Annotated in this window: 33 protein-coding genes; 4 read left to right on the forward strand and 29 right to left on the reverse strand. The window is 65.6% G+C overall.

Annotated elements, in window-relative coordinates; genetic code table 11:
- Positions 1-12: 12 nt before the first annotated feature.
- Complete coding sequence (locus FHW78_RS05315; RefSeq protein ID WP_183638648.1) at positions 13-1,212, reverse strand: pyridoxal phosphate-dependent aminotransferase; 1,200 nt, start codon at positions 1,210-1,212, stop codon at positions 13-15.
- Positions 1,213-1,383: 171 nt separating this feature from the next.
- Positions 1,384-1,878, reverse strand: coding sequence for a peptidylprolyl isomerase (locus tag FHW78_RS05320; protein ID WP_183638651.1), 495 nt, complete (start codon positions 1,876-1,878; stop codon positions 1,384-1,386).
- Positions 1,879-2,081: 203 nt separating this feature from the next.
- Here FHW78_RS05320 and typA point away from each other — a divergent pair, with 203 nt between their 5' ends.
- From typA to FHW78_RS05340, 4 genes are all read left to right on the forward strand, one after another.
- Entirely contained in the window at positions 2,082-3,911 is a 1,830-nt protein-coding gene (gene typA / locus FHW78_RS05325) for a translational GTPase TypA (RefSeq protein WP_183638654.1), read from the forward strand.
- A gap of 10 nt (positions 3,912-3,921) precedes the next feature.
- Positions 3,922-4,392: a DUF2127 domain-containing protein gene (locus tag FHW78_RS05330; RefSeq protein ID WP_183638657.1), complete on the forward strand. Its 471-nt coding sequence runs from the start codon at positions 3,922-3,924 to the stop codon at positions 4,390-4,392.
- Between the two features lie 53 nt (positions 4,393-4,445).
- Positions 4,446-6,059, forward strand: coding sequence for an amidase (locus FHW78_RS05335; RefSeq protein ID WP_183638660.1), 1,614 nt, complete (start codon positions 4,446-4,448; stop codon positions 6,057-6,059).
- A 91-nt stretch (positions 6,060-6,150) separates the two neighbouring features.
- The gene (locus FHW78_RS05340) at positions 6,151-9,681 is read left to right on the forward strand and encodes an EAL domain-containing protein (RefSeq protein WP_183638662.1); all 3,531 of its coding nucleotides are present in this window, start codon (positions 6,151-6,153) and stop codon (positions 9,679-9,681) included.
- Between the two features lie 7 nt (positions 9,682-9,688).
- Here FHW78_RS05340 and FHW78_RS05345 read toward each other — a convergent pair whose 3' ends face one another.
- The 27 genes from FHW78_RS05345 to rplD form a co-directional block, all read right to left on the reverse strand.
- On the reverse strand, positions 9,689-11,083 hold the full coding sequence (locus FHW78_RS05345; protein ID WP_183638664.1) for a 3-deoxy-7-phosphoheptulonate synthase class II: 1,395 nt from the start codon (positions 11,081-11,083) through the stop codon (positions 9,689-9,691).
- 54 nt (positions 11,084-11,137) lie between these two features.
- Complete coding sequence (locus FHW78_RS05350; protein ID WP_183638666.1) at positions 11,138-11,653, reverse strand: disulfide bond formation protein B; 516 nt, start codon at positions 11,651-11,653, stop codon at positions 11,138-11,140.
- Between the two features lie 214 nt (positions 11,654-11,867).
- A complete protein-coding gene (rplQ, locus tag FHW78_RS05355; protein ID WP_183638668.1) occupies positions 11,868-12,239 on the reverse strand; it encodes a 50S ribosomal protein L17 in 372 nt (123 codons plus the stop codon).
- Between the two features lie 203 nt (positions 12,240-12,442).
- Positions 12,443-13,441 carry a DNA-directed RNA polymerase subunit alpha gene (rpoA, locus tag FHW78_RS05360; protein WP_141455898.1) on the reverse strand — a complete coding sequence of 333 codons (999 nt, stop codon included), beginning with the start codon at positions 13,439-13,441 and terminating at the stop codon, positions 12,443-12,445.
- 54 nt (positions 13,442-13,495) lie between these two features.
- Positions 13,496-14,122 (reverse strand): 30S ribosomal protein S4, encoded by a 627-nt coding sequence (gene rpsD / locus FHW78_RS05365; RefSeq protein ID WP_141455897.1) that lies wholly within the window; start codon positions 14,120-14,122, stop codon positions 13,496-13,498.
- Between the two features lie 14 nt (positions 14,123-14,136).
- On the reverse strand, positions 14,137-14,529 hold the full coding sequence (gene rpsK / locus FHW78_RS05370; RefSeq protein WP_055941307.1) for a 30S ribosomal protein S11: 393 nt from the start codon (positions 14,527-14,529) through the stop codon (positions 14,137-14,139).
- A gap of 12 nt (positions 14,530-14,541) precedes the next feature.
- Positions 14,542-14,898, reverse strand: coding sequence for a 30S ribosomal protein S13 (gene rpsM, locus FHW78_RS05375; RefSeq protein ID WP_055943298.1), 357 nt, complete (start codon positions 14,896-14,898; stop codon positions 14,542-14,544).
- A 354-nt stretch (positions 14,899-15,252) separates the two neighbouring features.
- Positions 15,253-16,605: a preprotein translocase subunit SecY gene (secY, locus tag FHW78_RS05380; RefSeq protein WP_183638670.1), complete on the reverse strand. Its 1,353-nt coding sequence runs from the start codon at positions 16,603-16,605 to the stop codon at positions 15,253-15,255.
- Between the two features lie 7 nt (positions 16,606-16,612).
- A complete protein-coding gene (gene rplO / locus FHW78_RS05385; RefSeq protein ID WP_181444278.1) occupies positions 16,613-17,056 on the reverse strand; it encodes a 50S ribosomal protein L15 in 444 nt (147 codons plus the stop codon).
- Complete coding sequence (gene rpmD / locus FHW78_RS05390; protein ID WP_055941302.1) at positions 17,056-17,247, reverse strand: 50S ribosomal protein L30; 192 nt, start codon at positions 17,245-17,247, stop codon at positions 17,056-17,058. The genes rplO and rpmD overlap by 1 nt, the downstream gene beginning before the upstream one ends.
- Positions 17,240-17,782, reverse strand: a complete 543-nt coding sequence (rpsE, locus tag FHW78_RS05395; RefSeq protein ID WP_141455894.1) for a 30S ribosomal protein S5 — start codon at positions 17,780-17,782, stop codon at positions 17,240-17,242. Before rpsE ends, rpmD begins: the two co-directional genes overlap by 8 nt.
- Before the next feature lie 153 nt (positions 17,783-17,935).
- Positions 17,936-18,292 (reverse strand): 50S ribosomal protein L18, encoded by a 357-nt coding sequence (gene rplR / locus FHW78_RS05400; RefSeq protein WP_183638672.1) that lies wholly within the window; start codon positions 18,290-18,292, stop codon positions 17,936-17,938.
- A 29-nt stretch (positions 18,293-18,321) separates the two neighbouring features.
- Entirely contained in the window at positions 18,322-18,849 is a 528-nt protein-coding gene (gene rplF, locus FHW78_RS05405) for a 50S ribosomal protein L6 (protein ID WP_183638674.1), read from the reverse strand.
- Between the two features lie 12 nt (positions 18,850-18,861).
- On the reverse strand, positions 18,862-19,260 hold the full coding sequence (rpsH, locus tag FHW78_RS05410; protein ID WP_141455891.1) for a 30S ribosomal protein S8: 399 nt from the start codon (positions 19,258-19,260) through the stop codon (positions 18,862-18,864).
- Positions 19,261-19,458: 198 nt separating this feature from the next.
- A complete protein-coding gene (rpsN, locus tag FHW78_RS05415) occupies positions 19,459-19,764 on the reverse strand; it encodes a 30S ribosomal protein S14 (RefSeq protein ID WP_183638676.1) in 306 nt (101 codons plus the stop codon).
- A gap of 20 nt (positions 19,765-19,784) precedes the next feature.
- A complete protein-coding gene (gene rplE / locus FHW78_RS05420; protein ID WP_141455889.1) occupies positions 19,785-20,327 on the reverse strand; it encodes a 50S ribosomal protein L5 in 543 nt (180 codons plus the stop codon).
- Between the two features lie 11 nt (positions 20,328-20,338).
- Positions 20,339-20,656 carry a 50S ribosomal protein L24 gene (gene rplX, locus FHW78_RS05425; RefSeq protein ID WP_141455888.1) on the reverse strand — a complete coding sequence of 106 codons (318 nt, stop codon included), beginning with the start codon at positions 20,654-20,656 and terminating at the stop codon, positions 20,339-20,341.
- Between the two features lie 15 nt (positions 20,657-20,671).
- Positions 20,672-21,040, reverse strand: coding sequence for a 50S ribosomal protein L14 (rplN, locus tag FHW78_RS05430; RefSeq protein ID WP_013535986.1), 369 nt, complete (start codon positions 21,038-21,040; stop codon positions 20,672-20,674).
- Between the two features lie 15 nt (positions 21,041-21,055).
- Positions 21,056-21,322, reverse strand: coding sequence for a 30S ribosomal protein S17 (rpsQ, locus tag FHW78_RS05435; RefSeq protein ID WP_183638678.1), 267 nt, complete (start codon positions 21,320-21,322; stop codon positions 21,056-21,058).
- Between the two features lie 12 nt (positions 21,323-21,334).
- Positions 21,335-21,520: a 50S ribosomal protein L29 gene (gene rpmC / locus FHW78_RS05440; protein ID WP_141455886.1), complete on the reverse strand. Its 186-nt coding sequence runs from the start codon at positions 21,518-21,520 to the stop codon at positions 21,335-21,337.
- Complete coding sequence (rplP, locus tag FHW78_RS05445) at positions 21,520-21,933, reverse strand: 50S ribosomal protein L16 (protein WP_183638680.1); 414 nt, start codon at positions 21,931-21,933, stop codon at positions 21,520-21,522. Before rplP ends, rpmC begins: the two co-directional genes overlap by 1 nt.
- 2 nt (positions 21,934-21,935) lie before the next feature.
- On the reverse strand, positions 21,936-22,670 hold the full coding sequence (gene rpsC, locus FHW78_RS05450) for a 30S ribosomal protein S3 (protein WP_141455884.1): 735 nt from the start codon (positions 22,668-22,670) through the stop codon (positions 21,936-21,938).
- Positions 22,671-22,672: 2 nt separating this feature from the next.
- Complete coding sequence (rplV, locus tag FHW78_RS05455) at positions 22,673-23,008, reverse strand: 50S ribosomal protein L22 (RefSeq protein WP_079724420.1); 336 nt, start codon at positions 23,006-23,008, stop codon at positions 22,673-22,675.
- A gap of 12 nt (positions 23,009-23,020) precedes the next feature.
- Positions 23,021-23,296, reverse strand: a complete 276-nt coding sequence (gene rpsS / locus FHW78_RS05460; RefSeq protein WP_183638682.1) for a 30S ribosomal protein S19 — start codon at positions 23,294-23,296, stop codon at positions 23,021-23,023.
- A 6-nt stretch (positions 23,297-23,302) separates the two neighbouring features.
- A complete protein-coding gene (rplB, locus tag FHW78_RS05465) occupies positions 23,303-24,130 on the reverse strand; it encodes a 50S ribosomal protein L2 (protein ID WP_141455883.1) in 828 nt (275 codons plus the stop codon).
- A gap of 11 nt (positions 24,131-24,141) precedes the next feature.
- Positions 24,142-24,438 (reverse strand): 50S ribosomal protein L23, encoded by a 297-nt coding sequence (rplW, locus tag FHW78_RS05470; RefSeq protein WP_141455882.1) that lies wholly within the window; start codon positions 24,436-24,438, stop codon positions 24,142-24,144.
- Entirely contained in the window at positions 24,435-25,040 is a 606-nt protein-coding gene (rplD, locus tag FHW78_RS05475; RefSeq protein WP_141455881.1) for a 50S ribosomal protein L4, read from the reverse strand. The genes rplW and rplD overlap by 4 nt, the downstream gene beginning before the upstream one ends.
- Positions 25,041-25,042 lie beyond the last annotated feature (2 nt).

The following is a 25,042-nucleotide window of genomic DNA, read 5'->3' on the forward strand; positions in this document are numbered from 1 at the left end:
GGAAAGCCGGACTCACGCGAGTTCGGCGAAGAAGGCCTGGATGCGCGACAGGCCTTCATCCAGCTGGGCGTCGGCACAGGTGTAGGAAATGCGCAGCGCGCGCGGTTCGCCGAAGGCCGAACCCGGCACGCAGGCCACGCCCTTGGCTTCCAGCAGGGCGTTGCAGAAGTCCACGTCGTTGTGGATGACCACGCCATCATGGGTCTTGCCGAACGCGACCGAGATGTCCGGGAACGCATAGAACGCGCCTTCCGGACGCGGGCACACCACGCCCGGAATCCCGGCCAGCGCCGCCAGCACGCGATCCCGCTTGGCGGCGAATTCGGCGCACTTGCGCTGCGGAATGTCCTGCGGGCCGGTCAACGCGGCGACCGCCGCGGCAGTGACCACTTCCGGCAAGTTGGTGATGTGGTTGGAGTTGAGCGCCACCAGCGCCTGGGCGACGTTCTCCGGCGCGGCGATCAGGCCGACCCGCCAGCCCGGCATGCCGTAGGTCTTGGACAGCGAGTCGATGACGACGGTGCGCTCACGCAGTTCCGGGCGGAAATGCAGGAAGTTGTGATAGCCGACTCCATCGAATACCAGGCGGTTGTAGATGTCGTCCAGCAGGATCCAGGTGTCCGGATGGCGCGCCACCACCTCGGCCAGCGCCGCGACCTCGTCCTTCGAATAGACCATGCCGGTCGGGTTGGACGGGTTGTTGAACAGGAACACCTTGGGCTTCTGCGCCAGCGCGGCGTCCAGTTGTTCCGGGGTGAGCTTGTAGTTCTGCTCGGGCGGGCACGGCAGCTTCAGCGACACCGCGCCGACGATGTCGGCGATGTCCTGGTAGGTGGTCCAGTACGGGGTCGGATAGGCGATGGTGTCGCCCTCGTCCAGCAGCGCCTCGGCCAGGTTGTACAGCACGTGCTTGGCGCCGACGCCGGCGACGATGTTGCGGCGGGTGTAGCCGGTCAGCCCGCCGCCTTCAAGATGATGCAGGAAGGCATCCAGCAGCGCGTCGGTACCGCGGTTGGAACCGTACTGGCCGGAATCCTTGTCCAGCGATTTGCGCGCGGCCTCGTAGACATGCTCGCCGGGCAGGAAATTCGGTACGCCGATCGAGAAGCTGATGATGTCGCGGCCTTCGGCCTTGAGCTTCTTCGCCTTTTCCGCGACCGCCATGATCGCGCTGGGCTTGGCGCGACCGGTGCGCCGGGCAAGCTGGGGCATTGCATTACCTCGCAGGGGATGTTTCGCGGGAGGAACGTGCGTGCGCCGTTTTTGCGGCGCGGAATTTTACCACGCCGCCCCGGTCCGGCCGGGGTGGATCGGAGGGTCCGGCCTCCTCCCTTGGTCGTAGCCGAGGCTCCCCCGACCGGGGGAGCGCACGGCCGGCGCGGGTCAGGCGCTCAGGTAACGGTTCCACTCGGCCACGCGGTCGGCCTTGGCGGCCAGCACGGCGTCGGCGTCACCCTCGATGGTGAGGCGGTTGATCAGGTCGCCCTGCTGGACCGCGTCGACCACGTCCAGGCCCTCCAGGACCTTGCCGAACACGGTGTGCTTGCCATCCAGCCAGGGGGTCGCCACGTGGGTGATGAAGAACTGGCTGCCATTGGTGTTGGGGCCGGCATTGGCCATCGACAGCACGCCGCGGTCGTGGCGCACGCCGTTGTTGGTCTCGTCCTCGAACCGGTAGCCCGGGCCGCCGCGGCCGGACCCCTCGGGGCAGCCGCCCTGGATCATGAAATCGGCAATCACCCGGTGGAAGTTCAGGCCGTCATAGAAGCCGCGCTTGGCCAGGTTGACGAAGTTGGCGACCGTCAGCGGGGCCTTGTCGGGGTACAGCTCGACCTTGATGGGGCCGCGGGAGGTGTCGAAAGTGGCGATGAGGGACATCGGGAGCTCCAGATACGGGACAGGGGTTCAGGGGGCCGGGGGTCCGGAAACCGGGCCTGGCCCGAATCTGGGGGCCATTGGCACCGTTTCCAGCCCCGGCCCGTTCAGCCAGGACGCCCGGACGCTAATTGCGGGGACGTAACCCGTTATAATACGCCCCATTCCTCCACAGCCCCTGCGCGCACACTGGCGCGCTTTTCCGCATGTCCATCCAGAATCTCCGCAACATCGCCATCGTCGCCCACGTCGACCACGGCAAGACCACTCTCGTCGACTGCCTGCTGAAGCAGTCCGGCACCCTGTCCGAGCGCACGGTGCTTGCCGAGCGGGTGATGGACAGCAACGACCAGGAAAAGGAACGCGGCATCACCATCCTGGCCAAGAACACCGCCATCACCTGGCAGGGCAACCGCATCAACATCGTCGACACCCCCGGGCACGCCGACTTCGGCGGCGAAGTGGAGCGCGTGCTGTCGATGGTCGACTCGGTGCTGATCCTGGTCGACGCGATGGACGGCCCGATGCCGCAGACCCGCTTCGTCACCCAGAAGGCGTTCGCGATGGGCTTCAAGCCGATCGTCGTGGTCAACAAGATCGACCGCCCCGGCGCGCGTGCGGACTGGGTCATCGACCAGGTGTTCGATCTGTTCGACAAGCTGGGCGCCACCAACGAACAGCTGGACTTCCCGATCGTCTACGCATCGGCGCTGCACGGCTACGCCAGCCTTGACGACACCACCCGCGACGGCGACATGACCCCGCTGTACGAAGCGATCATGAAGCACGTCCCGGCGCCGTCGGTGGATCCGGAAGGCGCGTTCCAGATGCGCATCAGCCAGCTGGACTACAACAATTTCGTCGGCCTGATCGGCATCGGCCGGATCCAGCGCGGCAAGGTCAAGAAGAACCAGCCGGTCAGCGTGGTCGACCGCGAAGGCAAGAAGCGCCAGGGCAAGATCGTGCAGGTGCTGGGCTTCATGGGCCTGGAGCGCATCGAGGTCGAGGAAGCCGAGGCCGGCGACATCGTCGCCATCGCCGGCATCCAGGACCTGAGCATCTCCGATACCGTGTGCGCGCTGGACACCCCGGAAGCGCTGCCGGCACTGACCGTGGACGAGCCGACCATCAGCATGACCTTCCAGGTCAACAACTCGCCGTTCGCCGGCCACAAGGATTTCTCCGGCGGCAAGTTCATCACCAGCCGCCAGCTGCGTGAACGCCTCGAGCGCGAAACCCTGCACAACGTCGCGCTGAAGGTCGAGGAGACCGCCGACGCCGACAAGTTCCTGGTCTCCGGCCGCGGCGAACTGCACCTGTCGGTGCTGATCGAAACCATGCGCCGCGAAGGTTTCGAGCTGGCGGTGTCGCGCCCGGAAGTCATCATCAAGGAAATCGACGGCCAGTTGATGGAGCCGGTCGAGCAATTGGTGGTCGACATCGAGGAAGTGCACCAGGGCGGCGTGATGGAAAAGCTGGGCACCCGCAAGGCGCAGCTGAAGAACATGGAGTCGGATGGCAAGGGCCGCGTGCGCCTGGACTACACGATTCCGGCGCGCGGCCTGATCGGGTTCCAGAACGAGTTCAGGACCCTCACCCAGGGTTCGGGCCTGCTGTTCCACGTGTTCGACCACTACGGTCCGAAGGAAACCGGCCCGATCGCCAAGCGCCAGAACGGCGTGATGATCGCCAATGCCCCCGGCGTCACCCCGGCCTACTCGCTGGGACCGCTGGAAGAGCGCGGCCGCCTGTTCGCCGCCGAAGGCGACAACGTCTACGAAGGCCAGCTGGTCGGCATCCATTCCAAGGACAACGACCTGACTGTCAACGTGATCAAGCCCAAGCCGCTGACCAACATGCGCGCCTCGGGCAAGGACGACGCAATCAAGCTGACCCCCGCGCTGAAGTACTCGCTGGAACAGGCCCTGGATTTCATCGAGGACGACGAGCTGGTGGAAGTCACCCCGAAGGAAATCCGCCTGCGCAAGAAGATGCTGACCGAAAGCGATCGCAAGCGCGCCTCGCGCGCCGCCTGATCGCCCACGGATGGTCGAGGCCCCCTACAACCCGGATCCCAAGGCGCATCCGGGCCTGCACGTCATCGCCCTGTTCGAGGGGTTGAAGGGGGTACTGGCGCTGGCCGCCGCGACCGGGCTGGCGCTGCTGGGACCGCAGCCGCTGCGGCGCTGGGTGGAGGCGATGATCGCCCGCTTCCACCTCGATACCGAGCACGGCACCCTGCCGTCGCTGCTCAACGCCATCAATCCCGAAGCGGTCCACCTGGCCGTCCTGGTGGTCGTGCTGTACGCGATCATGCGACTGGCTGAAGCCTGGGGCCTGTGGCGCGCCCGGGCGTGGGCTTCCTGGCTGGGCTGCATCGGCTCGGCGCTGTACCTGCCTCTGGATCTGTACGCGCTGTACCACCATCCCGGCTGGCACACCTGGGCGGTGCTGCTGATCAATCTGGCTGTGGTCTACATCCTCGGCCGCGACCTGCACAGGCGCCGCAGGGTTTGAAAGGACCTCCCGGCCTGCTAGCCTCACGCTAGCTCACCGGGGGAATCCGCCACATGCGTTCGCGAACGCTGCTGTTCTCAGCCGCCCTGATGCTGGCCGCCTGCCAGCGCCAGCCCGCCGCCGTCACCAACGCGCCCGCCGACGCGCCGACGGACTTCGCCTACGCCGAACTGGACATCGACGACCTGCAGGGACGCATGCAGCGCGGCGAACTCGACAGCCGCACCCTCACCCGCGCCTACCTGGACCGCATCGCCGCGATCGACAAGGCCGGGCCGCAACTGAACTCGGTCATCGAAATCAACGCCGACGCCATGAAGGAAGCGGCCCTGCGCGATCTCGAGCGCAAGAACAACGCGGTGCGCGGCCCGCTGCACGGCATCCCGATCCTGCTCAAGGACAACATCGACGCCACCCCGATGGTCAACTCGGCCGGTTCGCTGGCGCTGAAGGATTTCCGGCCCGCCAGTGACGCCTTCCTGGTCAAGCGCCTGCGCGAGGCCGGGGCGGTCATCCTGGGCAAGACCAACCTGAGCGAATGGGCGAACTTCCGTTCCACCCATTCCACTTCCGGATGGAGCGCCCGCGGTGGCCAGACCCGCAATCCCTACGTGCTGGATCGCAATCCCTGCGGCTCCAGTTCCGGCAGCGCGGTCGCCGTTTCGGCCAACCTCGCCGCCGCCAGCATCGGCACCGAAACCGACGGCAGCATCATCTGCCCGGCCGCGGTCAGCGGCGTGGTCGGGCTGAAGCCGACGGTCGGCCTGATCAGCCGCGACGGCATCATCCCGATCTCGTTCAGCCAGGACACCGCCGGACCGATGACCCGCAGCGTGGCGGACGCGGCGCTGCTGCTGACGGCACTGGCCGGTCGCGACGCCGCCGATCCCGCCACCACCAACGCGGCCTGGAACATCACCCTCGACTATCACGCGCGGCTGAAACCGGACGGACTGAAGGGCGCGCGCATCGGCGTGCTGCGCAGCAAGCTCGCGATCCACCCGGACGCCGCCGCCGCGATGGAAGGCGCGATCAAGGTGATGCGCGAGGCCGGCGCGACGATCGTCGATGCCGAAATCCCGACCGATGGCCAATGGGACGAGGCCGAACTGGAATTGATGCTGTACGAGTTCAAGGCCGGGCTGGAGCGCTACCTCGCCGGCCACGGCGCGCCGGTGAAAACCCTGTCGCAGCTGATCGGCTACAACCAGCAGTACCGCGTCTCGGAGATGCCGTATTTCGGGCAGGAGCTGTTCGAGATGGCCAACGCCAAGGGTGGCCTAGGCGAAAGCGACTACATCAGCGCGCGCAGTCGCGCGCGCCGGCTGGCCGGTCCGGAGGGCATCGATGCGGCGATCAAGGCGCAGCGGCTCGATGCGCTGATCGCGCCGGCCACCGGTCCGGCATGGCTGACCGACCACAAGGCCGGCGATCACTTCCCGGGTGCGGGCTACGGCGCCGCCGCGGTCGCGGGTTATCCCAGCCTGACGGTGCCGATGGGCCACAGCGATGGCCTGCCGCTGGGCATCGTCTTCATGGGAACCGCCTGGAGCGAGGGCCGCCTGATCGAACTCGGCTACGCCTACGAGCAACTGACCCGTGCCCGCAATCCCCCCGAGTACTGGCCAACCCTGGATACCCGCGGGTCGCAGGCGGTCCGCCGCTGAACGCTCCACTCCCTTCCCGGTTCTGGCGACCATCCGGGAGCCGGCGTAGCATGGCCCCAACTGTCCGCGCGGCCACTCGACCAGAACGCTGATGGAGCTCGATCCGCAACGCGCCTCGGAACTGCGTGCCCTGGGCAGCTCCCGCTTCGCCGCCGCAGAGCGCCGGCGGCGCCTGGACCGGCTGGCGTGGGGCGTGCTGGTGCTGTCCTTCCTGCTGTCGCTGTGGTTCGGGGTGATGGCCTGGCAGCAGGCGCGGGCCGGCGCCGGCGCGCGCTTCCACGCGCGGGCCGAAGCCATGGCCACCGCGCTGGCCACCCACATGAATGCCTACGAGGACACGGTGCGCGCCGCCGCGGCCGTGCTGGAGGCGCAGCCGGGTCTGGATCGCGCCGGCTTCCAGACCTTCGCCCGCCGGTTGCGGATTCCCAACCAGCCCACCGGCGTGCATGGCCTGGGCTTCGCGCGCCGGGTGGCGGCGGCCGAGCTACCCGCCTATCTGGCCCGCCAGCGCGAAATCCACGGGCCGGCATTCCGTCTGCATCCCGACGGCGCGCGCGACGAATACGTGGTGCTCGACCTGGTCTACCCCGAACGGGACGGCATGCTGCCGCTGCTGGGCAAGGACGTGTTCGCCGAACCTGACCGGCGCGCGGCCATGCAGCGGGCCCGTGACAGCGGACAACTGAGCATCGCCCCGCGGATCGCCCTGGCCGACAGTTCGCGCGGCGATTCCGGACGTCCCGGCTTCCTGCTTTATTCGCCGGTCTACGACGCCGCGATGCCGCTGGAGGCCGATGCGGCATTGCGCCGCGCGCACCTGCGCGGCTTTGCGACGGCGGGATTCGGCTGGGCCCAGGTGATGCAGGAAGTCGCGGGCGAAACCGGCGGCGGAGATCCGCTCGATCTGCGCCTGCTCGTCCGCGCGCCCGGCGCCCCTCCGATGCTGGTGTTCGAACGCGCCAATCTGCGTGCGCGCTACGGCACCGACATGGAGCCGGCTTTCCACTACACCCGCAACCTGGATTTCCTCGGCGGCGCCTGGGAGTTGACCCTGTTTTCGGCCCCCGCGCGCTTCGCCATTCCCGGCCTGCTGCCCATTGCGGCACTGACGCTCTGCGGCCTGGCCTTCGGCGTGCTGATGTTCCTCCTGCTGCGCAGCCTGGCACGCGCGGAGCACCGCAGCCGCGCCTTGCTCGATGCGGTCGCCGATCACCTGCCGGCGCTGATCGCCTACGTGGGCCGGGATCGCCGCTACGGCTTCACCAACCGGGCCACCCGCGACTGGTTCGGCGACCAGGCGCCCTGGACGGATCGCACCATCGAGGAAGTCCATGCCGGCAATCCCGCGTTCCTGGCCGACCTGCGCCGCGCGCTGGAGGAAAGCACGCCAGATCACGGTGCCGTATGGGAAACCCGCATCGGCGACCCGGAACGCCCGGTCCAGGCCTATCTGGTGCCGGACGTGGACCCCGACCGGACCATCGCCGGCTGGTACCTGATGGCCACCGACACCAGCGAGCAGAAGCGCGCGCAGCGCGAAATTTCGCTCGCCCGCGATCATCTGCAGCGCATCACCGACAAGCTGCCGGCGATGATCGCTCAGTACGATCGCCAGGAACGCACGGTGTTCTTCAACCGCGCCTGCCAGGAGCTGCCGATCTGGCAACGCCCGTACTCGCCGGGCGTGCCGATTCGCGAGATGCTGGGTGAAGAGCACTACGCGCGCCGCAAGCCCTACATCGACGCCGTGCTCTCCGGCCGCGATGTCGACTTCGAGACATCCTTCACCCTGCCCTCCGGCCCGCGCCGGATGCACGTCTACTACACACCCGACATCGGCGACGACGGCGCGGTGAACGGTTTCCTGGTGATGGTGATCGACATCACCGACAAGGCACAGCTGGAAAGCGCGCTGCACGACGCCACCGAGCGCGCCGAGGTCACCCTGTCCTCGATCAGCGAGGCGGTGGTCACGGTCGATACCGAAGGCCGCGTCACCTACATGAACCCCGCGGCGGAAGCGATCGGTGGCTGGACGCTGCAGGAGGCCGTCGGCCTCGCGCTGGAGAAAGTGCTGCCATTGCGGTCCGTCGCCGAATCCGCGGAAGAAGGCGAAACCGGTGCGCCGGTTTCAGTGCCGGGTGATCTGGAACTGGCTCGGCGGGACGGCCGACGGATGCTGGTGAAGCGCTCCGTCTCGCCCCTGCATGGGCACGACGACAGCCTGATGGGATCGGTCATGGTCCTGCGCGACATCACCGAGGAGCGCACGCTCAGCGCGCGCATGGCCTATCTGGCGCATCACGACTCGCTGACCACCCTGCCCAACCGCCTCCAGCTCAACGAGGCGCTGGCGCAGTCGATCGCCAACGCCACCCATCGCGGCACCAGCGTCGCGGTGCTGTTCATCGATCTGGATCTGTTCAAGCACGTCAACGACGCGCTGGGCCACCACATCGGCGATCAACTGCTGCAACAGGTGGCCAAGCGGATCCAGCGCAACATCGGCAACCTGGGCACGGTCTACCGGACCGGCGGCGACGAGTTCGTCGTACTGCTGGACAACGTGGTCAACCGCGACGGCGTCGCGCTGATCGCAGAGCGATTGCTGGCGATCGGCGGCACGCCCTACACGGTGGCCTCGCACGAGTTGCACCAGGCCTTCAGCATCGGCGTCAGCCTGTTCCCCGAGGATGGCTACGATGCGCCCACCCTGATGATGCGTTCCGACGCGGCGATGTACCTGGCCAAGCGCAACGGCCGCAATGCGTTCCGTTTCTACACCCGCGAACTGGCGTCGAGCGTGGACGCGCGCATCGAGCTGGAAAGCAGCCTGCGCCGCAGTCTGCGCAACGGCGACCTGACCCTCTATTACCAGCCGCAGATCGACCGCCGCACCGGCCGCATCGTCGGCGTCGAAGGACTGGTGCGCTGGAAGCGCGGCGAGCGGCTGATGCTGCCCGGCGAATTCCTGCCGATCGCCGAGGAAACCAACCTCATCGTCGATCTCGACCAATGGGCCATCCGCGCCGCCTGCCGACAGAGCCGGCAGTGGCAGCAGATGGGCCTGCCGCCGATCCGGGTTTCGGTGAATGTCGCCGCCGCCAACTTCGACACCGATACGCTGGTGGACACCGTCGTCTCCGCGCTCGGGGAAAGCGGCCTGCCCGCCGAGTACCTGGAACTGGAAGTCACCGAAACCACGCTGATGCGCGACGTGCAGCGCACCGACCGCGTCCTGCGCGCGCTCAAGGCGCTGGGCGTGCGCATCGCCATCGATGATTTCGGCACCGGCTTCTCCAGCCTGAGTTACCTGGGCAACTACGGCTTCAACGTGCTCAAGATCGACCAGTCGTTCGTGCGCGACGTCACCGAAGCCAACCAGGGTGCGATCACCCGCGCCATCATCGGCCTCGCCGGTCAGCTCCAGTGCCGCACGGTCGCCGAGGGCGTCGAGACCCAGGCACAGCTGGCGTGGCTGGTGGCCAACGGATGCGACGAATTGCAGGGCAACCTGTTCAGCCCTCCGGTTCCGGCGGCCGATTTCGCCCGCCTGTTCGCAGGCGAGCCTTCATGGTTCATTCCGCAACCGGCGCGCGGGATGCACGCGCACTGGTCCTGAGTCGGGCTCAGCGCCCGGCCGGCGACGCCAGCTGGTTCTGCTTGCGCACGATCGACATCGCGATTTCCAGCGATTGCTCGTAGTTCAGACGTGGGTCCACGGTCGAGCGATATGCGCGCTCCAGGTCGGCGTCGGTCAGTTCGCGCGCGCCACCGGTGCATTCGGTGACGTCCTCGCCGGTCAGTTCCAGGTGCACGCCTCCCAGCCGGGTTCCGGCCGCTGCGTGCAGATCGAATGACTGCTCGACCTCGCCCCGGATGTTGTCGAACCGACGGGTCTTGTAGCCGTTCGAAGTGCTCTCGGTATTGCCGTGCATCGGATCGCAGACCCACAGCACGCGCCGGCCGTCGCGGCGGACCGCTTCCAGCAACGGCGGCAGCTTCTCGGCGATCTGGGTCGCGCCCATGCGGTGGATGAAGGTCAAGCGGCCCGGCTCGTCTTCCGGATTCAGCACATCGATCAGGCGCAGCAGTTGATCGGGCGAGACCGACGGCCCCACCTTGATGGCGATCGGATTGCGTACGCCGCGCAGGTACTCCACGTGCGCGCCATCGACCGCCGCGGTGCGCATGCCAATCCACGGGAAGTGCGTGCTCAGGTTGAACCAGCCCCACTGGCGCGGCACTTCACGGGTCAACGCTTCCTCGTACGGCAGCAGCAGCGCTTCGTGCGAGGTATAGAAATCGATGCGATTGAGATTGTGGAGTTCGGATCCGGACAGGGTCTCCATGAAGCGCACGGCGTCACCAATCGAGCGCACCATGTCCTGATACTCGGCCGCCAGCGGCGAGTAGCCCACCCAGCTCAGGTTCCAGTATTCCGGATGGTGCAGGTCGGCGAAACCGCCGTCGATCAGCGCGCGCACGAAATTCATCGTCATCGCCGAACGCGCATGCGCCTTGATCATCCGGCGCGGATCCGGGATCCGCGCCTCCGCGGTGAACTCCGGCCGGTTGACCAGATCGCCGCGGTAGCTGGGCAGCGTGGTCCCGTCGCGGGTCTCGTTGTCGGCCGAACGTGGCTTGGCGTACTGGCCGGCGAACCGTCCCACCCGCACCACCGGCAGGCGCAGGCCATGCACCAGCACCAGGCTCATCTGCAGCAGGACCTTCAACCGGTTGGAGATGAGTCCCGATTCGCAGTCGCTGAAACTCTCGGCGCAGTCACCACCCTGCAACAGGAAGCGTTTGCCTTCCTGCGCCTCGGCCAGCTGCTTCTTCAGCGCGAAGATTTCCCACGACGTCACCAGCGGCGGCAACTGCCGAAGTTCGGCCAGCGCCGACGCGAGCGCCGCGGCGTCGGGATAGGTCGGCATCTGCACCGCCGGCCGTTCGCGCCAACTGTCGGGCGCCCAGTTCGCGGGCAGGCTGACGGCGCGGAGATTGCGATCGGGGGAGCTCATGGGGATTCCTCGTGCGGTCCACCATGGTGACAGAATGGTGCGCCGCGTCAAACCTCAGTAGTAGCGCGACTTGCGCCGCTTGAACGCGGCGAACAGCGCCCACAGGGCCAGCAGCACGAACCAGACCAACGCCCAGCCCGGCATCGACAGGCCCAGGAAGGCCCAGTCGACCTTGGCGCATTCGCCGGAGCCGGTCAGGACCTGCCTCAGCACGTCGCCCATCGGGAAGGCTTCCATCATGTAGGCCAGATCCGGGCCACAGGCCGGCACCTGATCCGGCGGCAGGCCCTGCAGCCAGACGTGGCGTCCGGCGATACCGATGCCCAGCCCGGCCGCCGCCAGTCCGAGGATGCCGTAGAAGCCGCGCCCGCCCGCCGCCTTCGGCGAGTGCAGGCCACCCAGCAGGAACACCAGCGCCAGCAGCGCGAACGCACCGCGCTGGAAGGTGCACAGCGGACAGGGAATCAGCCCCTGGACATGCTCCAGATACAGCGCATAGCCCAACAGGCCGGCGCAGATGACGAAGCCAAGGAGAAACTGCGCGCGGAACGACCAGCGGAACGGGTTCATGAAAGCTCGCTGCGGACGGGTAAGGCGCATTATCGCCGTGTGAAGGCCAAAAACAAATTCCACCTGGTTACCAGCGATTCCCTTCGCGGCCTCCTCCCCAAGGACGGCACGCCGGCCGGGAATCCGCATTCCGTTCCCATCGCCGGGGCCGGATCCTCCGGACACAAAAAACCCCGGCATCGCCGGGGTCTTTCGGGGTCCTGCGGGACGGCGATTACTCGGCCGCTTCCGGACGGTCCACGAGTTCCACGTAGGCCATCGGCGCATTGTCGCCAGCGCGGAAACCGCACTTGAGGATACGCAGGTAACCGCCCGGACGGGACTGGTAGCGCGGGCCGAGGGTGGTGAACAGGGTACCGACGGCTTCCTTGTCGCGCAGGCGCGAGAAGGCGAGGCGGCGGTTGGCGACGCCGTCGACCTTGGCCAGGGTGATCAGCGGCTCGGCGACGCGGCGCAGTTCCTTGGCCTTGGGCAGGGTGGTACGGATGAGGCCGTGCTTGATCAGCGAGGCAGCCATGTTGCTGAACATCGCTTCGCGATGGGCGCTGGTGCGGCTGAACTTGCGGCCGGCTTTCTGGTGGCGCATGGTCTTGATTCCTGATGATGAATGTTGAAGCTGTTGGACGTCGTTGTCGCCTTCCTGGCGTTGGAACTTGGACTGCGGATGGCCCGAACCGGCCTGTGCTCCCTGGCCGGAAACCGTCGCGGACCTTCAGGTCCGTCGACGTTGTTGCTCTGGTGAAACCACCCGCGCCCGGAGGCGCGGGTATTGCGATGACTGCGTGCGGCTTAGCCGAGCATGCCGTGCTGGGCGACGCCGGCCGGCGGCCAGTTCTCCAGCTTCATGCCCAAGGACAGGCCACGCTGCGCCAGGACTTCCTTGATCTCGGTCAGCGACTTCTTGCCGAGGTTCGGGGTCTTGAGCAGCTCCACTTCGGTCTTCTGGATCAGGTCGCCGATGTAGTAGATGCTCTCGGCCTTGAGGCAGTTGGCCGAACGCACGGTCAGCTCCAGATCGTCGATCGGACGCAGCAGCACCGGATCCACGCCGCTGCTGGCCGGCTTGGCCGCGCCGCGGTCGCGGTGGGTGAAGTCGCCGAACACCGACAGCTGGTCGCTGAGGATGTCGGCGGCGGTGCGCACGGCTTCCTCTGCGTCGATCGTGCCGTTGGTCTCGATGTCCAGGACCAGCTTGTCCAGGTCGGTACGCTGCTCCACGCGCGCGGCTTCCACGGCGTAGGCGACGCGGCGGACCGGCGAGAACGAGGCGTCCAGCACCAGGCGACCGATGCTGCGGGTCTCTTCATCCGGACGACGGCGGGCAGCCGCCGGCTGGTAGCCGAAACCGCGCTCGATCTTCAGGCGCATGTTGATCGCGGTGTCCTTAGTCAGGTTACAGATGACCAGGTCCGGATTGAGGATTTCGACGTTGTGATCGGTCTTGATGTCGGCGGCGGTCACCACGCCCGGACCCTGCTTGCTCAGGGTCAGGGTCGAGGAATCGCCGGTGTGGATGCGGATGGCCACATCCTTGAGGTTCAGCAGGACTTCCAGCACGTCTTCCTGCAGGCCTTCGATGGTGCTGTATTCGTGCAGCACGCCGTCGATCTCGACTTCGGTGATCGCGAAGCCGGGAATCGAGGAGAGCAGCACGCGGCGCAGCGCATTGCCAAGCGTATGGCCGTAACCACGCTCCAGCGGTTCGATGACCACTTTGGCGCGGTTGTCGGTCAGACGCTCGATCTGCGGGCCGCGGGGGCGCAGCACTTGCTGAGTGATACCCGTCATGTTGCTTTGTCTCCTGCAAACCCCCGACGGGGGCATCGGGGGTGCGTGAATGAATTACTTCGAGTACAACTCGACGATCAGCGCTTCGTTGATGTCCGCAGGCAGGTCGGAACGTTCCGGCACGGCCTTGAACACGCCGCTGAACTTCTTCGCGTCGACTTCGATCCAGGACGGGCTCAGGTCGAGCTGTTCGGACAGGGTCAGCGACTCCTGCACGCGCAGCTGCTTCTGGGCACGCTCCGACAGGGCGATCGCGTCACCGGCCTTGACCTGGTAGGACGGCAGGTTGACCGGCTTGCCGTTGACCAGCACGCCGCGGTGCGAGACCAGCTGGCGGGCGGCCGGACGGGTCACGGCGAAGCCCATGCGGTAGATCACGTTGTCCAGGCGGGTTTCCAGCAACTGCAGCAGGTTCTCGCCGGTGTTGCCCTTCTTGGTCGAGGCCTTCTTGTAGTAGTTGCGGAACTGGCGCTCCAGCAGACCGTAGATACGCTTGACCTTCTGCTTTTCGCGCAGCTGGGTGGCGTAGTCGGACAGCTTGCCCTTGCGGGCGGCACCGTGCTGGCCGGGCTTCTGCTCCAGCTTGCATTTGGAGTCCAGCGCGCGGGCCGGGCTCTTCAGGGACAGGTCGGCGCCTTCGCGGCGCGCGAGCTTACAGGTAGGACCGATATAACGAGCCATTTCTTATCGCCCCCTTAGACGCGACGCTTCTTCGGCGGACGGCACCCGTTGTGCGGGATTGGCGTCACGTCGATGATGTTGGTGATCTTGTAGCCGACGTTGTTCAACGAACGAACGGCCGACTCACGGCCCGGACCCGGGCCCTTGATGCGGACTTCCAGCGACTTCACGCCGTAATCCAGTGCGGCTCGGCCGGCCTTCTCGGCGGCGACCTGTGCAGCGAACGGGGTCGACTTGCGCGAACCGCGGAAACCGGCACCACCGGAGGTCGCCCAGGAAAGCGCATTGCCCTGGCGATCGGTGATGGTGACGATGGTGTTGTTGAAAGAAGCGTGGACGTGGGCGACGCCGTCGGTGATGACGCGCTTGATCTTCTTCTTGACTTTGGCAGCAGCTGGCTTGGCCATGATGGTCGCCCCTTACTTCTTGATGGCTTTGCGCGGACCCTTGCGGGTACGGGCGTTGGTGCGGGTGCGCTGGCCGCGCAGCGGCAGGCCGCGGCGATGGCGCAGACCGCGATAGCAGCCCAGATCCATCAGGCGCTTGATCGCGATGCCGACTTCACGGCGCAGGTCGCCCTCGACCACGTACTTGCCGACTTCGGCGCGCAGGCGCTCGACTTCCGGCTCCGACAGGTCGCGGATCTTGGTGGTCGATGCGACGCCAGCGGCTTCGCAGACCTTCTTGGAACGGGTACGGCCAATGCCGTAGATGCTTTGCAAACCGACCCAGACATGCTTCTGGGCAGGCAGGTTGACACCTGCAATACGCGCCATGACGCGGTCTCCAACTGTGTTTGATGGCCCGGCAGGCCGCCTTCCGGCAAGGAAAACGGGCAGACGGACGGAGTGAACTGGAAATTTTAGCAAGATCTCGGGTTACTGGGAAGCCCGCGCCGACCAGGGGTCGGCACGAAGCCCGGCATGGGGAGTGTGCCCATGCTCCGGCGCCGGAAGCTGCCTGGTGCCGGGCTTCCGGGGTTTCCCCCGGGGCCCTGCCCCGCCCGCGCTACTCTGGCGCAGGACCGGCGGCTTCACACCCGTGCGCGAGATCGCCGCCCGGGCCGCCCTTTTGGTTGGTCCGGTCCTCTCGGGCCGGCCGCGCGGAAGGCTTCCGCGCCAGGGGAGCGATTATCCGCGCGAAAGTCCGCCGCGGGAACCGCCCTTCAAATTTGCCTTCTTCAACAGGCTTTCGTACTGGTGCGACATCAGGTGCGCCTGGACCTGCGCGATGAAGTCCATCACCACCACCACCACGATCAGCAGCGAGGTGCCGCCGAAGTAGAACGACGTGCCCAGTTGGGTCCGCATCACTTCCGGCAGCAGGCAGACCGCCACCAAGTACAGCGAGCCGGCCGCGGTCAGGCGGGTCAGCACGCCGTCGACGTAATCCGCCGTGGCCTTGCCCGGACGGATGCCCGGAATCAGCGCGCCCGACTTCTTCAGGTTCTCGGCGGTTTCCTGCGAGTTGAACACCAGCGCCGTGTAGAAGAACGCGAAGCCGATGATCATCGCCGCGAACACGATCATGTGCAGCGGTTCGCCCGGCGCCAGCGCCTGCGAGATGCGCTGCAACCAGGTGGTCGCGCCGTTCTGGCCGGACCACATCGCCAGCGTGGCCGGGAAGGCCAGGATGCTGGAGGCGAAGATCGGCGGGATGACGCCGGACATGTTGAGCTTCAGCGGCAGGAACGAGGTCTGGTTCATGTACGCGCTGCGGCCACCCTGGCGGCGTGCGTAATTCACAGTGATGCGGCGCTGGCCGCGTTCCACGAACACCACGAAGAAGGTGAAGCCGAAGACCACCAGCACGATGATGATCAGCGAGATGGCGCTGAGCGTACCGGCCTGGAAGGCTTCCAAGGTGGTCAGCACGGCGCCCGGCAGGCCCGCGACGATGCCGGCGAAGATGATCAACGACACGCCGTTGCCGACGCCGCGCTCGGTCACCTGCTCGCCCAGCCACATCAGGAAGATGGTGCCGGCGGTCAGTGCCACCACGGCGGTCAGGACGAAGCCGAGGCCCGGTGCATACACCACCGGCACGCCGCCCGGAGCGACCTGGTTCTGCAGCGCGACGGCGATGCTGCCGCCCTGCACGACCGCCAGCAGCACCGCGCCGATGCGCGAGTACTGGGTGATCTTGCGGCGGCCGGACTCGCCTTCCTTCTGCATCGCCTTCAGGCTGGGGAAGATGTGCACGCCCAGCTGCATCACGATCGACGCCGAGATGTACGGCATTACGTTCAGCGCGAAGATGCTGAAGCGATGCAGGGCGCCACCCGAGAACATGTTGAACATGTCCACTATGCCGCCCTGGTTCTGCATCATCGCGAGCATGGCGTCGGGATTGACGCCCGGCACCGGCACGTAGCAGCCGATGCGATAGACGATCAAGGCACCCAGCACGAACAGCAGGCGCTGGCGGAGTTCGGTGAACTTGCCTGCGCCTGCCAGCGCGCTGGCGGCATTACCCTGCGCCATGCGTCACTTACTCCTGCACGCTGCCGCCGGCGGCTTCGATAGCCGCCTTGGCACCTGCGGTGGCCAGCACGCCCTTCAGCACGAACTTCTTGGTCAGTTCGCCCTTCTTGACGATCTTGGCGCGCTTGGCGGTGCTGGGGACCAGCTTGGCGGCACGCAGCGCGGCGAAGTCGATCTCGCCGGCTTCCAGCTTGTCCAGCTGGTAGGACAGCACTTCCGCGGTGTCCTGCTTGAGCTTGGAGCGGAAACCGACCTTCGGCAGACGCTTGATCAGCGGCATCTGGCCGCCTTCGAACTTCGCCTTGATCTTGCCCTTGCCCGCACGGGCGAAGGAACCCTTGTGACCGCGACCGGCGGTCTTGCCCAGGCCGGAACCGATACCGCGGCCAACGCGGGTGCGTTCGGCGCGGGCGCCCTCGGCGGGCTTCAACGTATTCAGACGCATGATGATTACTCCTCGACCTTGACGAGGTAGTGGACCTTGGCGATCAGGCCGCGAACCTGCGGGCTGTCCTTGAGTTCACGCACATCGTTCAGCTTGTTCAGGCCCAGCGCCTTCACCGACAGGCGGTGGCGGGACTGGGAACCACGCAGGCCGCGCACCAGGCGGACCTTGACGGTCTTGTTGGACTCGTTAGCCATTGAGGAGTTCCTCCACCTTCTTGCCGCGCTTGGCCGCGATGCGGGTGGGCGACTGCATGTCGTTCAGGCCCTTCAGGGTGGCGCGCACCAGATTGATCGGGTTGCGCGAACCGACAGCCTTGGCCAGCACGTTCTTCACGCCGACCGCTTCAAGCACGGCGCGCATCGCGCCGCCGGCGATCACGCCGGTACCTTCCGACGCCGGCTGCATGAACACGCGCGCCGCGCCGTGACCGGCCTTGACCGGGTGCCACAGGGTGCCGTTGTTCAGGTCGACGTTGGACATGTTCTTGCGGGCATACTCCATCGACTTCTGGATGGCGACCGGCACTTCGCGCGCCTTGCCGTAGCCGAAGCCAATCTTGCCGGCGCCGTCGCCCACCACCGTCAGCGCGGTGAAGGTGAACTGGCGGCCGCCCTTGACGGTCTTGCTGACGCGGTTGACCGCGACCAGCTTCTCGATCATGCCGTCGTCGACTTTCTCTTCGCGGTTGCGGTCGCGATCACGACCCCGCGGTTCACGTTGTTCTGCCATTTCGAAATCCTTGGTTGATGTGGATTTGTGGCTTGGCCACTTATGGTTGTGGAGTACTTCGTTGCCACGCTTCCGGTCACACAAGGACCGGGGCGCCCGGCGCAGCCCGCGCCGGCAGGTCAAGGCATGGGGTCGCCCCCATGCCTTTCAAGATTAGAACTGCAGGCCGCCTTCGCGGGCCGCGTCGGCCAGGGCCTTGATGCGGCCATGGAAGCGGTAACCGGAACGGTCGAAGGCCACCTTCTCGATGCCCGCGGCCTTGGCGCGCTCGGCGATCAGCTTGCCGACCTTGGCGGCGGCGTCGCTGTTCTTGCCGTTCTTCAGGCCATCCTTCACGTCGGACTGCAGGGTGTTCGCCGAAGCGATGACCTTGGCGCCGTCGGCGGTGAACAGCTGGGCGTAGATGTGCTGGCCGGTACGCAGGACGGACAGGCGCGGCACACCCAGTTCGCGGATGTGCGCACGGGTCGACTTGGCGCGGCGCAGGCGGGCGGTGTTCTTGATGCTCATGATCTGGTTCCTCGAAGCCGAAGGCGTGCTTACGCCTTCTTCGCTTCCTTACGGATGATGGTCTCGTCGGAGTACTTCACGCCCTTGCCCTTGTAGGGCTCCGGCGGACGGAAACCGCGGATCTTGGCGGCGACTTCGCCCACGCGCTGCTTGTCCGCGCCCTGGACCAGGATTTCGGTCTGGGTCGGGGTGGCGATGGTGATGCCTTCCGGCGCCTTGAACACGACCGGGTGCGAGAAGCCGAGCGACAGGCTCAGATCCTTGCCCTGCATCGCGGCACGGTAACCCACGCCGACCAGTTCCAGCTTGCGCTCGAAACCTTCGGACACGCCCTTCACCATGTTGGCGAGGATGGCGCGGATGGTACCGGTGATGGCGTCGTGCTCGATGGCTTCCGGCGCCAGGTTGGCAACGCCGTTCTCGATCTTCACTTCGACGCCGGCGGGCTTGGTGATCGCCAGGGTGCCCTTCGGGCCCTTGACGGTCAGCGTTTCCGCCTGGAGGTTGATTTCAACGCCCTTGGGCAGGGCAATCGGCTTTTTGGCTACACGGGACATTGGCTTACTCCGTTAGGCCACGAAGCACAGGACTTCACCGCCGACGCCCTGCTGGCGCGCCTGCGCATCGGTCATGATGCCCTTGGAGGTGGAAATGATGGCGACGCCCAGGCCGCCGAGGACCTTCGGCAGCTCGGCCTTGCCACGGTACTGGCGCAGGCCCGAACGGGACACGCGCGACAGTTTCTCGATGACCGGCTTGCCTTCGAAGTACTTCAGGACGATTTCCAGCTCGGCCTTGTTGTTTTCCGTCTTCGTCACGCGCGCGTCGGCGATGTAGCCTTCCGACTTCAGGACGTTGGCGATCGAGGCCTTGATCTTGGAGGACGGCATCTTCACCGTCTGCTTGCCGACCGCGGCCGCATTCTTGATGCGGACCAGCATGTCGGCGATGGGATCAGTCATGCTCATAAGTAAATGCCTTTTGAGTAGCACCGATATCCGCTTTCGCGAAAATCTTGGGTTGTGCCTGGAAGCCCCAGGTGGCGGCCCCGACGGGGCCCCGATCCGCGGCGGGCCGCGGGAACCGGCAATTGTACAGCAACAAGTCCGGCATGTGCCGGACTCGGATTCTGGCCATCCCGGAGCGTGCCCGGGAGGCCGGATGGCTTACCAGCTGGCCTTGCGCAGGCCCGGCACGTCGCCACGCATGGTGGCTTCGCGCAGCTTGTTGCGGCCGAGGCCGAACTTGCGGTAGACGCCGCGCGAACGGCCGGACAGCTCGCAGCGGTTGCGCTCGCGGCACGGCGACGAGTCGCGCGGCAGCTTCTGCAGCTTGGTCACGGCTTCCATCTTTTCTTCATAGGAAGCGGTGGTGCCCGAGATGATCTTCTTCAGCGCTTCGCGCTTGGTGGCGTACTTCTTCGCCAGCTTGGCCCGCTTGATATCGCGGTTCACCATTGAGGTCTTGGCCATGTGTGGTATTCCTCGCGATATCAGTTGCGGAACGGGAACTTGAACGCTTCCAGCAGCGCCTTGGCTTCGGCGTCGCTCTTGGCGGTCGTGGTGATGGCGATATCCATGCCGCGGAGCGCGTCGACCTGGTCGAAGTCGATTTCCGGGAAGATGATCTGTTCCTTCACGCCCATGTTGTAGTTGCCGCGGCCGTCGAACGAACGACCCGACACGCCGCGGAAGTCACGCACGCGCGGCAGCGAGATGTTGATCAGGCGGTCCAGGAACTCGTACATCTTGGCGCGACGCAGGGTCACCTTGCAACCGATCGGCCAGCCGTCGCGGATCTTGAACGAAGCCACCGAAATGCGGGACTTGGTCGTGATCGGCTTCTGGCCGCTGATCTTGGCCAGGTCGGCCACGGCGTTTTCCAGGATCTTCTTGTTGGTCGCCGCTTCACCCACACCCATGTTGATGGTGATCTTGGTGATTTTCGGGACTTCCATCGGATTGGTGTAACCGAACTTCTTCATCAGAGCCGGCGCCACTTCTTCCTTGTAAATTTTTTCGAGACGGGTGGTCATGACCTCATTCCTCAGGCGTCGAGCGCCTCACCACTGGAGCGGAACACACGCAGTTTGCGTCCATCCTCCAGGACCTTGAAACCGATACGCTCGCCCTTGCCGGTGGCCGGGTTGAACAGCGCGACGTTCGAAATGTGGATCGAGGATTCACGCTCGACCACGCCGCCGGCGATGCCCGCCTGCGGATTCGGCTTGGTGTGGCGCTTGACGACGTTGACGTTGGAGACGACCACGCGGTCACCGTCCACGCGCACCACGTCGCCCTTCTTGCCCTTGTCCTTGCCGGCGATGACGACCACCTGGTCGCCCTTCTTGATACGGTTTGCCATTTCTATGTCCTCCGCTCAGAGCACTTCAGGCGCGAGCGAAACGATCTTCATGAACTTCTCGGAACGCAGCTCGCGGGTCACGGGCCCGAAGATGCGGGTACCGATCGGCTCCTGCTTGTTGTTGAGCAGCACGGCGGCATTGCCGTCGAAGCGGATCAGCGAACCGTCCGGGCGACGAACGCCCTTGCGGGTGCGCACGACCACGGCATCGTAGACTTCGCCCTTCTTGACCTTGCCACGCGGGATGGCGTCCTTGACGGTCACCTTGATGATGTCGCCGATGCCGGCGTAGCGGCGCTTGGAGCCGCCCAGCACCTTGATGCACATCAGTTCCTTGGCGCCGGAGTTGTCGGCCGCGTCAAGGTAGCTCTGCATCTGGATCATGATTCAGATCTCCTCTTATTCAGCCGCGCGGGTGATGATTTCCACCACGCGCCAGTTCTTGGTCTTGGACATCGGGGCGATTTCGGTCACCCGCACCACGTCGCCTTCCTTGCAGCTGTTGTCCGCGTCGTGCGCGTGCAGCTTGGTGGAACGACGAATGTACTTGCCGTACAGGGCATGCTTGACCTGACGCTCCACCAGCACGGTGACGGTCTTGTCCATCTTGTTGCTGACGACGCGGCCTTCGATGGTGCGTTGCGCTTTGTCTTTGTTATCGCTCATCTCGGGCGCTCCTTACTTCTTGCCGCCAAGCAGGGTCTTGACGCGAGCGATCTCGCGGCGAACCCGGCGGGTTTCATGGGTCTTCGGCAGCTGGCCGGTGACCTTCTGCATGCGCAGGGAGAACTGCTCCTTGCGCAGATCGGTCAGGTGGGCCTTCAGTTCGTCAGCCGACTTCTCGCGGAGTTGCTTGAGTTCCATTAGCGCACCGTCCGGGTCACGAATTGGGTGGTGACGGACAGCTTGGCCGCGGCCAGGCGGAACGCCTCGCGCGCGATTTCCTCGCTGACGCCTTCGATTTCATAAATCATGCGGCCGGGCTGGATCTGGGCGACCCAGTACTCCACGTTGCCCTTACCGGAGCCCATTCGGACTTCGATCGGCTTCTTGGTGATCGGCTTGTCGGGGAACACGCGGATCCACATCTTGCCGCCACGCTTGACGTAACGGCTGATGGAGCGGCGGGCCGCCTCGATCTGGCGCGCGGTCAGCTGACCGTGCGCCGTGGCCTTCAGGCCGTACTCGCCGAAGCTGACGAGGTTGCCGTTCCAGCTCAGGCCGTCGTTACGGCCCTTGTGCATCTTGCGGAATTTGGTTCGCTTGGGTTGCAACATGATTATTCCCTCGCCTCGCGATCACGGCGCGGTCCACGCGGACGGTCGCTGCGCTCATTGCGTTCGGCGCGCGGCGTGTCGTCCTGCTTTTCCTGGCCCACCTGGCTGAAATCGAAGATTTCGCCCTTGTAGACCCACACCTTGATGCCGATGATGCCGTAGGTGGTCTTGGCTTCAGCAAAGCCGTAGTCGATGTCCGCACGCAGGGTGTGCAGCGGCACGCGACCTTCGCGGTACCACTCCGAACGGGCGATTTCGGCGCCGTTCAAGCGGCCAGCGACATTGACCTTGATGCCCAGGGCGCCCAGGCGCATCGCGTTGCCGACCGCACGCTTCATGGCGCGGCGGAACATGATGCGGCGCTCCAGCTGCTGGGCGATCGACTCGGCCACCAGCTGCGCGTCCAGTTCCGGCTTGCGGACTTCGGTGACGTTGATGTGCGCCGGAACGCCCATCAGGTCGCTGACTTCCTTGCGCAGCTTCTCGATGTCCTCACCACGCTTGCCGATCACCACGCCCGGACGGGCGGTGTGGATGGTCACGCGGGCGGTCTTGGCCGGACGCTCGATCAGGATCTTGGAGATGCCCGCCTGCGCCAGCTTCTTGCGCAGCATTTCGCGCACCTTGAGGTCGGCGGCCAGGTAGTCGGCGTAGTCGCGCTTGTTGGCGAACCACTTGGAATTCCAGTCCTTGGCGATGCCCAGGCGGATTCCGGTCGGATGAACTTTGTGACCCATACTTATTTGCCCTCGCCCACGACCACGGTGATGTGGCTGGTGCGCTTAAGAATGCGGGTACCACGGCCCTTGGCACGGGCCATGAAACGCTTCAGCACCGGACCTTCGTCGACCATGATGGTCTTGACCTTCAGCTCGTCGACGTCGGCACCCTGGTTGTTCTCGGCGTTGGCGATAGCGGACTCGACCACCTTCTTGATCAGGTGGGCGGCCTTCTTGTCCGAGAACTTCAGCAGGTTGACGGCGCGTTCGGCCGACAGGCCACGCACCTGGTCAGCAACCAGGCGGGCCTTCTGCGGGGAGATGCGCGCGGTGCGCAGGATGGCTTTCGCTTCCATGGTCATCTCTCCTTACTTCTTCCCGCCGGCTTTCTTGTCGCCACCGTGGCCCTTGAAGGTACGGGTGACGGCAAATTCGCCGAGCTTGTGGCCAACCATGTTCTCGTTGACGAGCACCGGAACGTGGTTCTTGCCGTTGTGGATGGCGATCGTGAAGCCCACCATTTCCGGCAGGATCATCGAGCGGCGCGACCAGGTCTTGATCGGCTTCTTGCTGCCGCCCGCGGCCTCCACCTTCTTGATGAGGTGGTGATCGACGAACGGGCCCTTCTTGAGTGAACGTGCCATGGTCGATTAGCCCCTACGATCGCGGACGATGAATTGCTGAGTGCGCTTGTTCTTGCGCGTCTTGTAACCCTTGGTCGGCACACCCCAGGGGGTGACCGGATGGGGGTTGCCCTGGCCGGCCTTGGCCTCACCACCACCGTGCGGGTGGTCAACCGGGTTCATGGCCGCACCGCGGACGGTCGGCTTTACGCCGCGCCAGCGCTTGGCACCGGCCTTGCCCAGCTTTTCCAGGCTGTGCTCGTCGTTGCCGACTTCGCCGACGGTGGCGCGGCACTCGACCTGCACCTTGCGCATTTCGCCCGAGCGCAGGCGCAGCGTGGCGAAGCCCTGCTCGCGGGCAACCAGCTGCACGGCAGCACCGGCGGCGCGGGCGATCTGGGCGCCCTTGCCCGGCTTCAGCTCGATGCCGTGCACGGTGGTACCGACCGGGATGTTGCGCAGCGGCAGCGTGTTGCCGACCTTGATCGGCGCGTCGCTGCCGGCGATGACCTGGTCACCGGCCTTCAGGCCCTTCGGGGCGATGATGTAGCGGCGCTCGCCATCGACGTAGCACAGCAGCGCGATGTGCGCGGTGCGGTTCGGATCGTATTCGATCCGCTCAACGCGCGCCGGGATGCCTTCCTTGTCGCGCTTGAAGTCGATGATGCGGTAATGCTGCTTGTGGCCACCGCCGATGTGGCGGGTGGTGATGCGGCCGTGGTGGTTGCGACCGCCGGTCTTGCTCTGCTTTTCAAGCAGCGCAGCATGCGGGGCACCCTTGTGCAGGTCCGGCGTCACCACGCGGACCGCGGAACGGCGGCCGGCGGAGGTTGGCTTGAATTTCATCAATGGCATGTGGGTCTACCTCAGGCCTTGGCCGTTACGTCGATAGCCTGGCCCTCGGCCAGACGCACGTACGCCTTGCGCCAGTCGCCGCGACGGCCGTTGCGGAAACGGAAGGACTTGTTCTTGCCCTTCACGTTGACCACATTGACTGCCTCGACCTTGACGTCGAACAACTTTTCCACGGCGGCCTTCACATCGGCCTTGGTGGCGTCGTTCGAAACTTCAAAGACGTATTGGTTGGAAACTTCCTGCAGGCGCGCCGTCTTCTCGGAGACACGCGGAGCACGCAGCACGCTGAAGATTTTCTCGTTGCTCATGCCAGCCACTCCTCGATCTTCTTGACGGCATCGGCGGTGACGACGACGCTGTCGGCGCCCACCAGGGCGACCGGATCCAGGCCCTGCACGTCGCGCACTTCCACATACGGCAGGTTGCGGGCGGACAGGTACAGATGCTCGGAGGCGTCTTCGGTGACGATCAGCGGACGCTGACCGACTTCCAGACCCTTCAGCTTTTCGATCAGCGTCTTGGTCTTGGTGGTGTCGAGGTCGAACGCATCCACCACCATCAGGCGGTTCTGGCGGTTCAGCTCCGACAGGATCGCGCAGATGGCCGCGCGGTACATCTTGCGGTTGACCTTCTGGTCGAAGCTGCGGGGCTTCGCTGCGAAGGTCACGCCGCCGCCGACGAAGATCGGCGCAGTCAGCGCACCGTGACGGGCACCACCGCCCTTCTGCTTCTTCGACTTCTTGGTGGTGCCGTTGACTTCGGCGCGGGTCTTCTGCGCCTTGGTACCGGCACGACCGGCATTGCGATAGGCAACGACGACCTGGTGGACCAGATCTTCGCTGAATTCACGACCGAACACGGCGTCGGAAACCGACAGCTTGTTGGCGCTACCTGTAATGGCTAGTTCCATTG

The organism is Pseudoxanthomonas sp. OG2 (assembly GCF_014192765.1).
Taxonomy (GTDB): Bacteria; Pseudomonadota; Gammaproteobacteria; order Xanthomonadales; family Xanthomonadaceae; genus Pseudoxanthomonas_A; species Pseudoxanthomonas_A beigongshangi.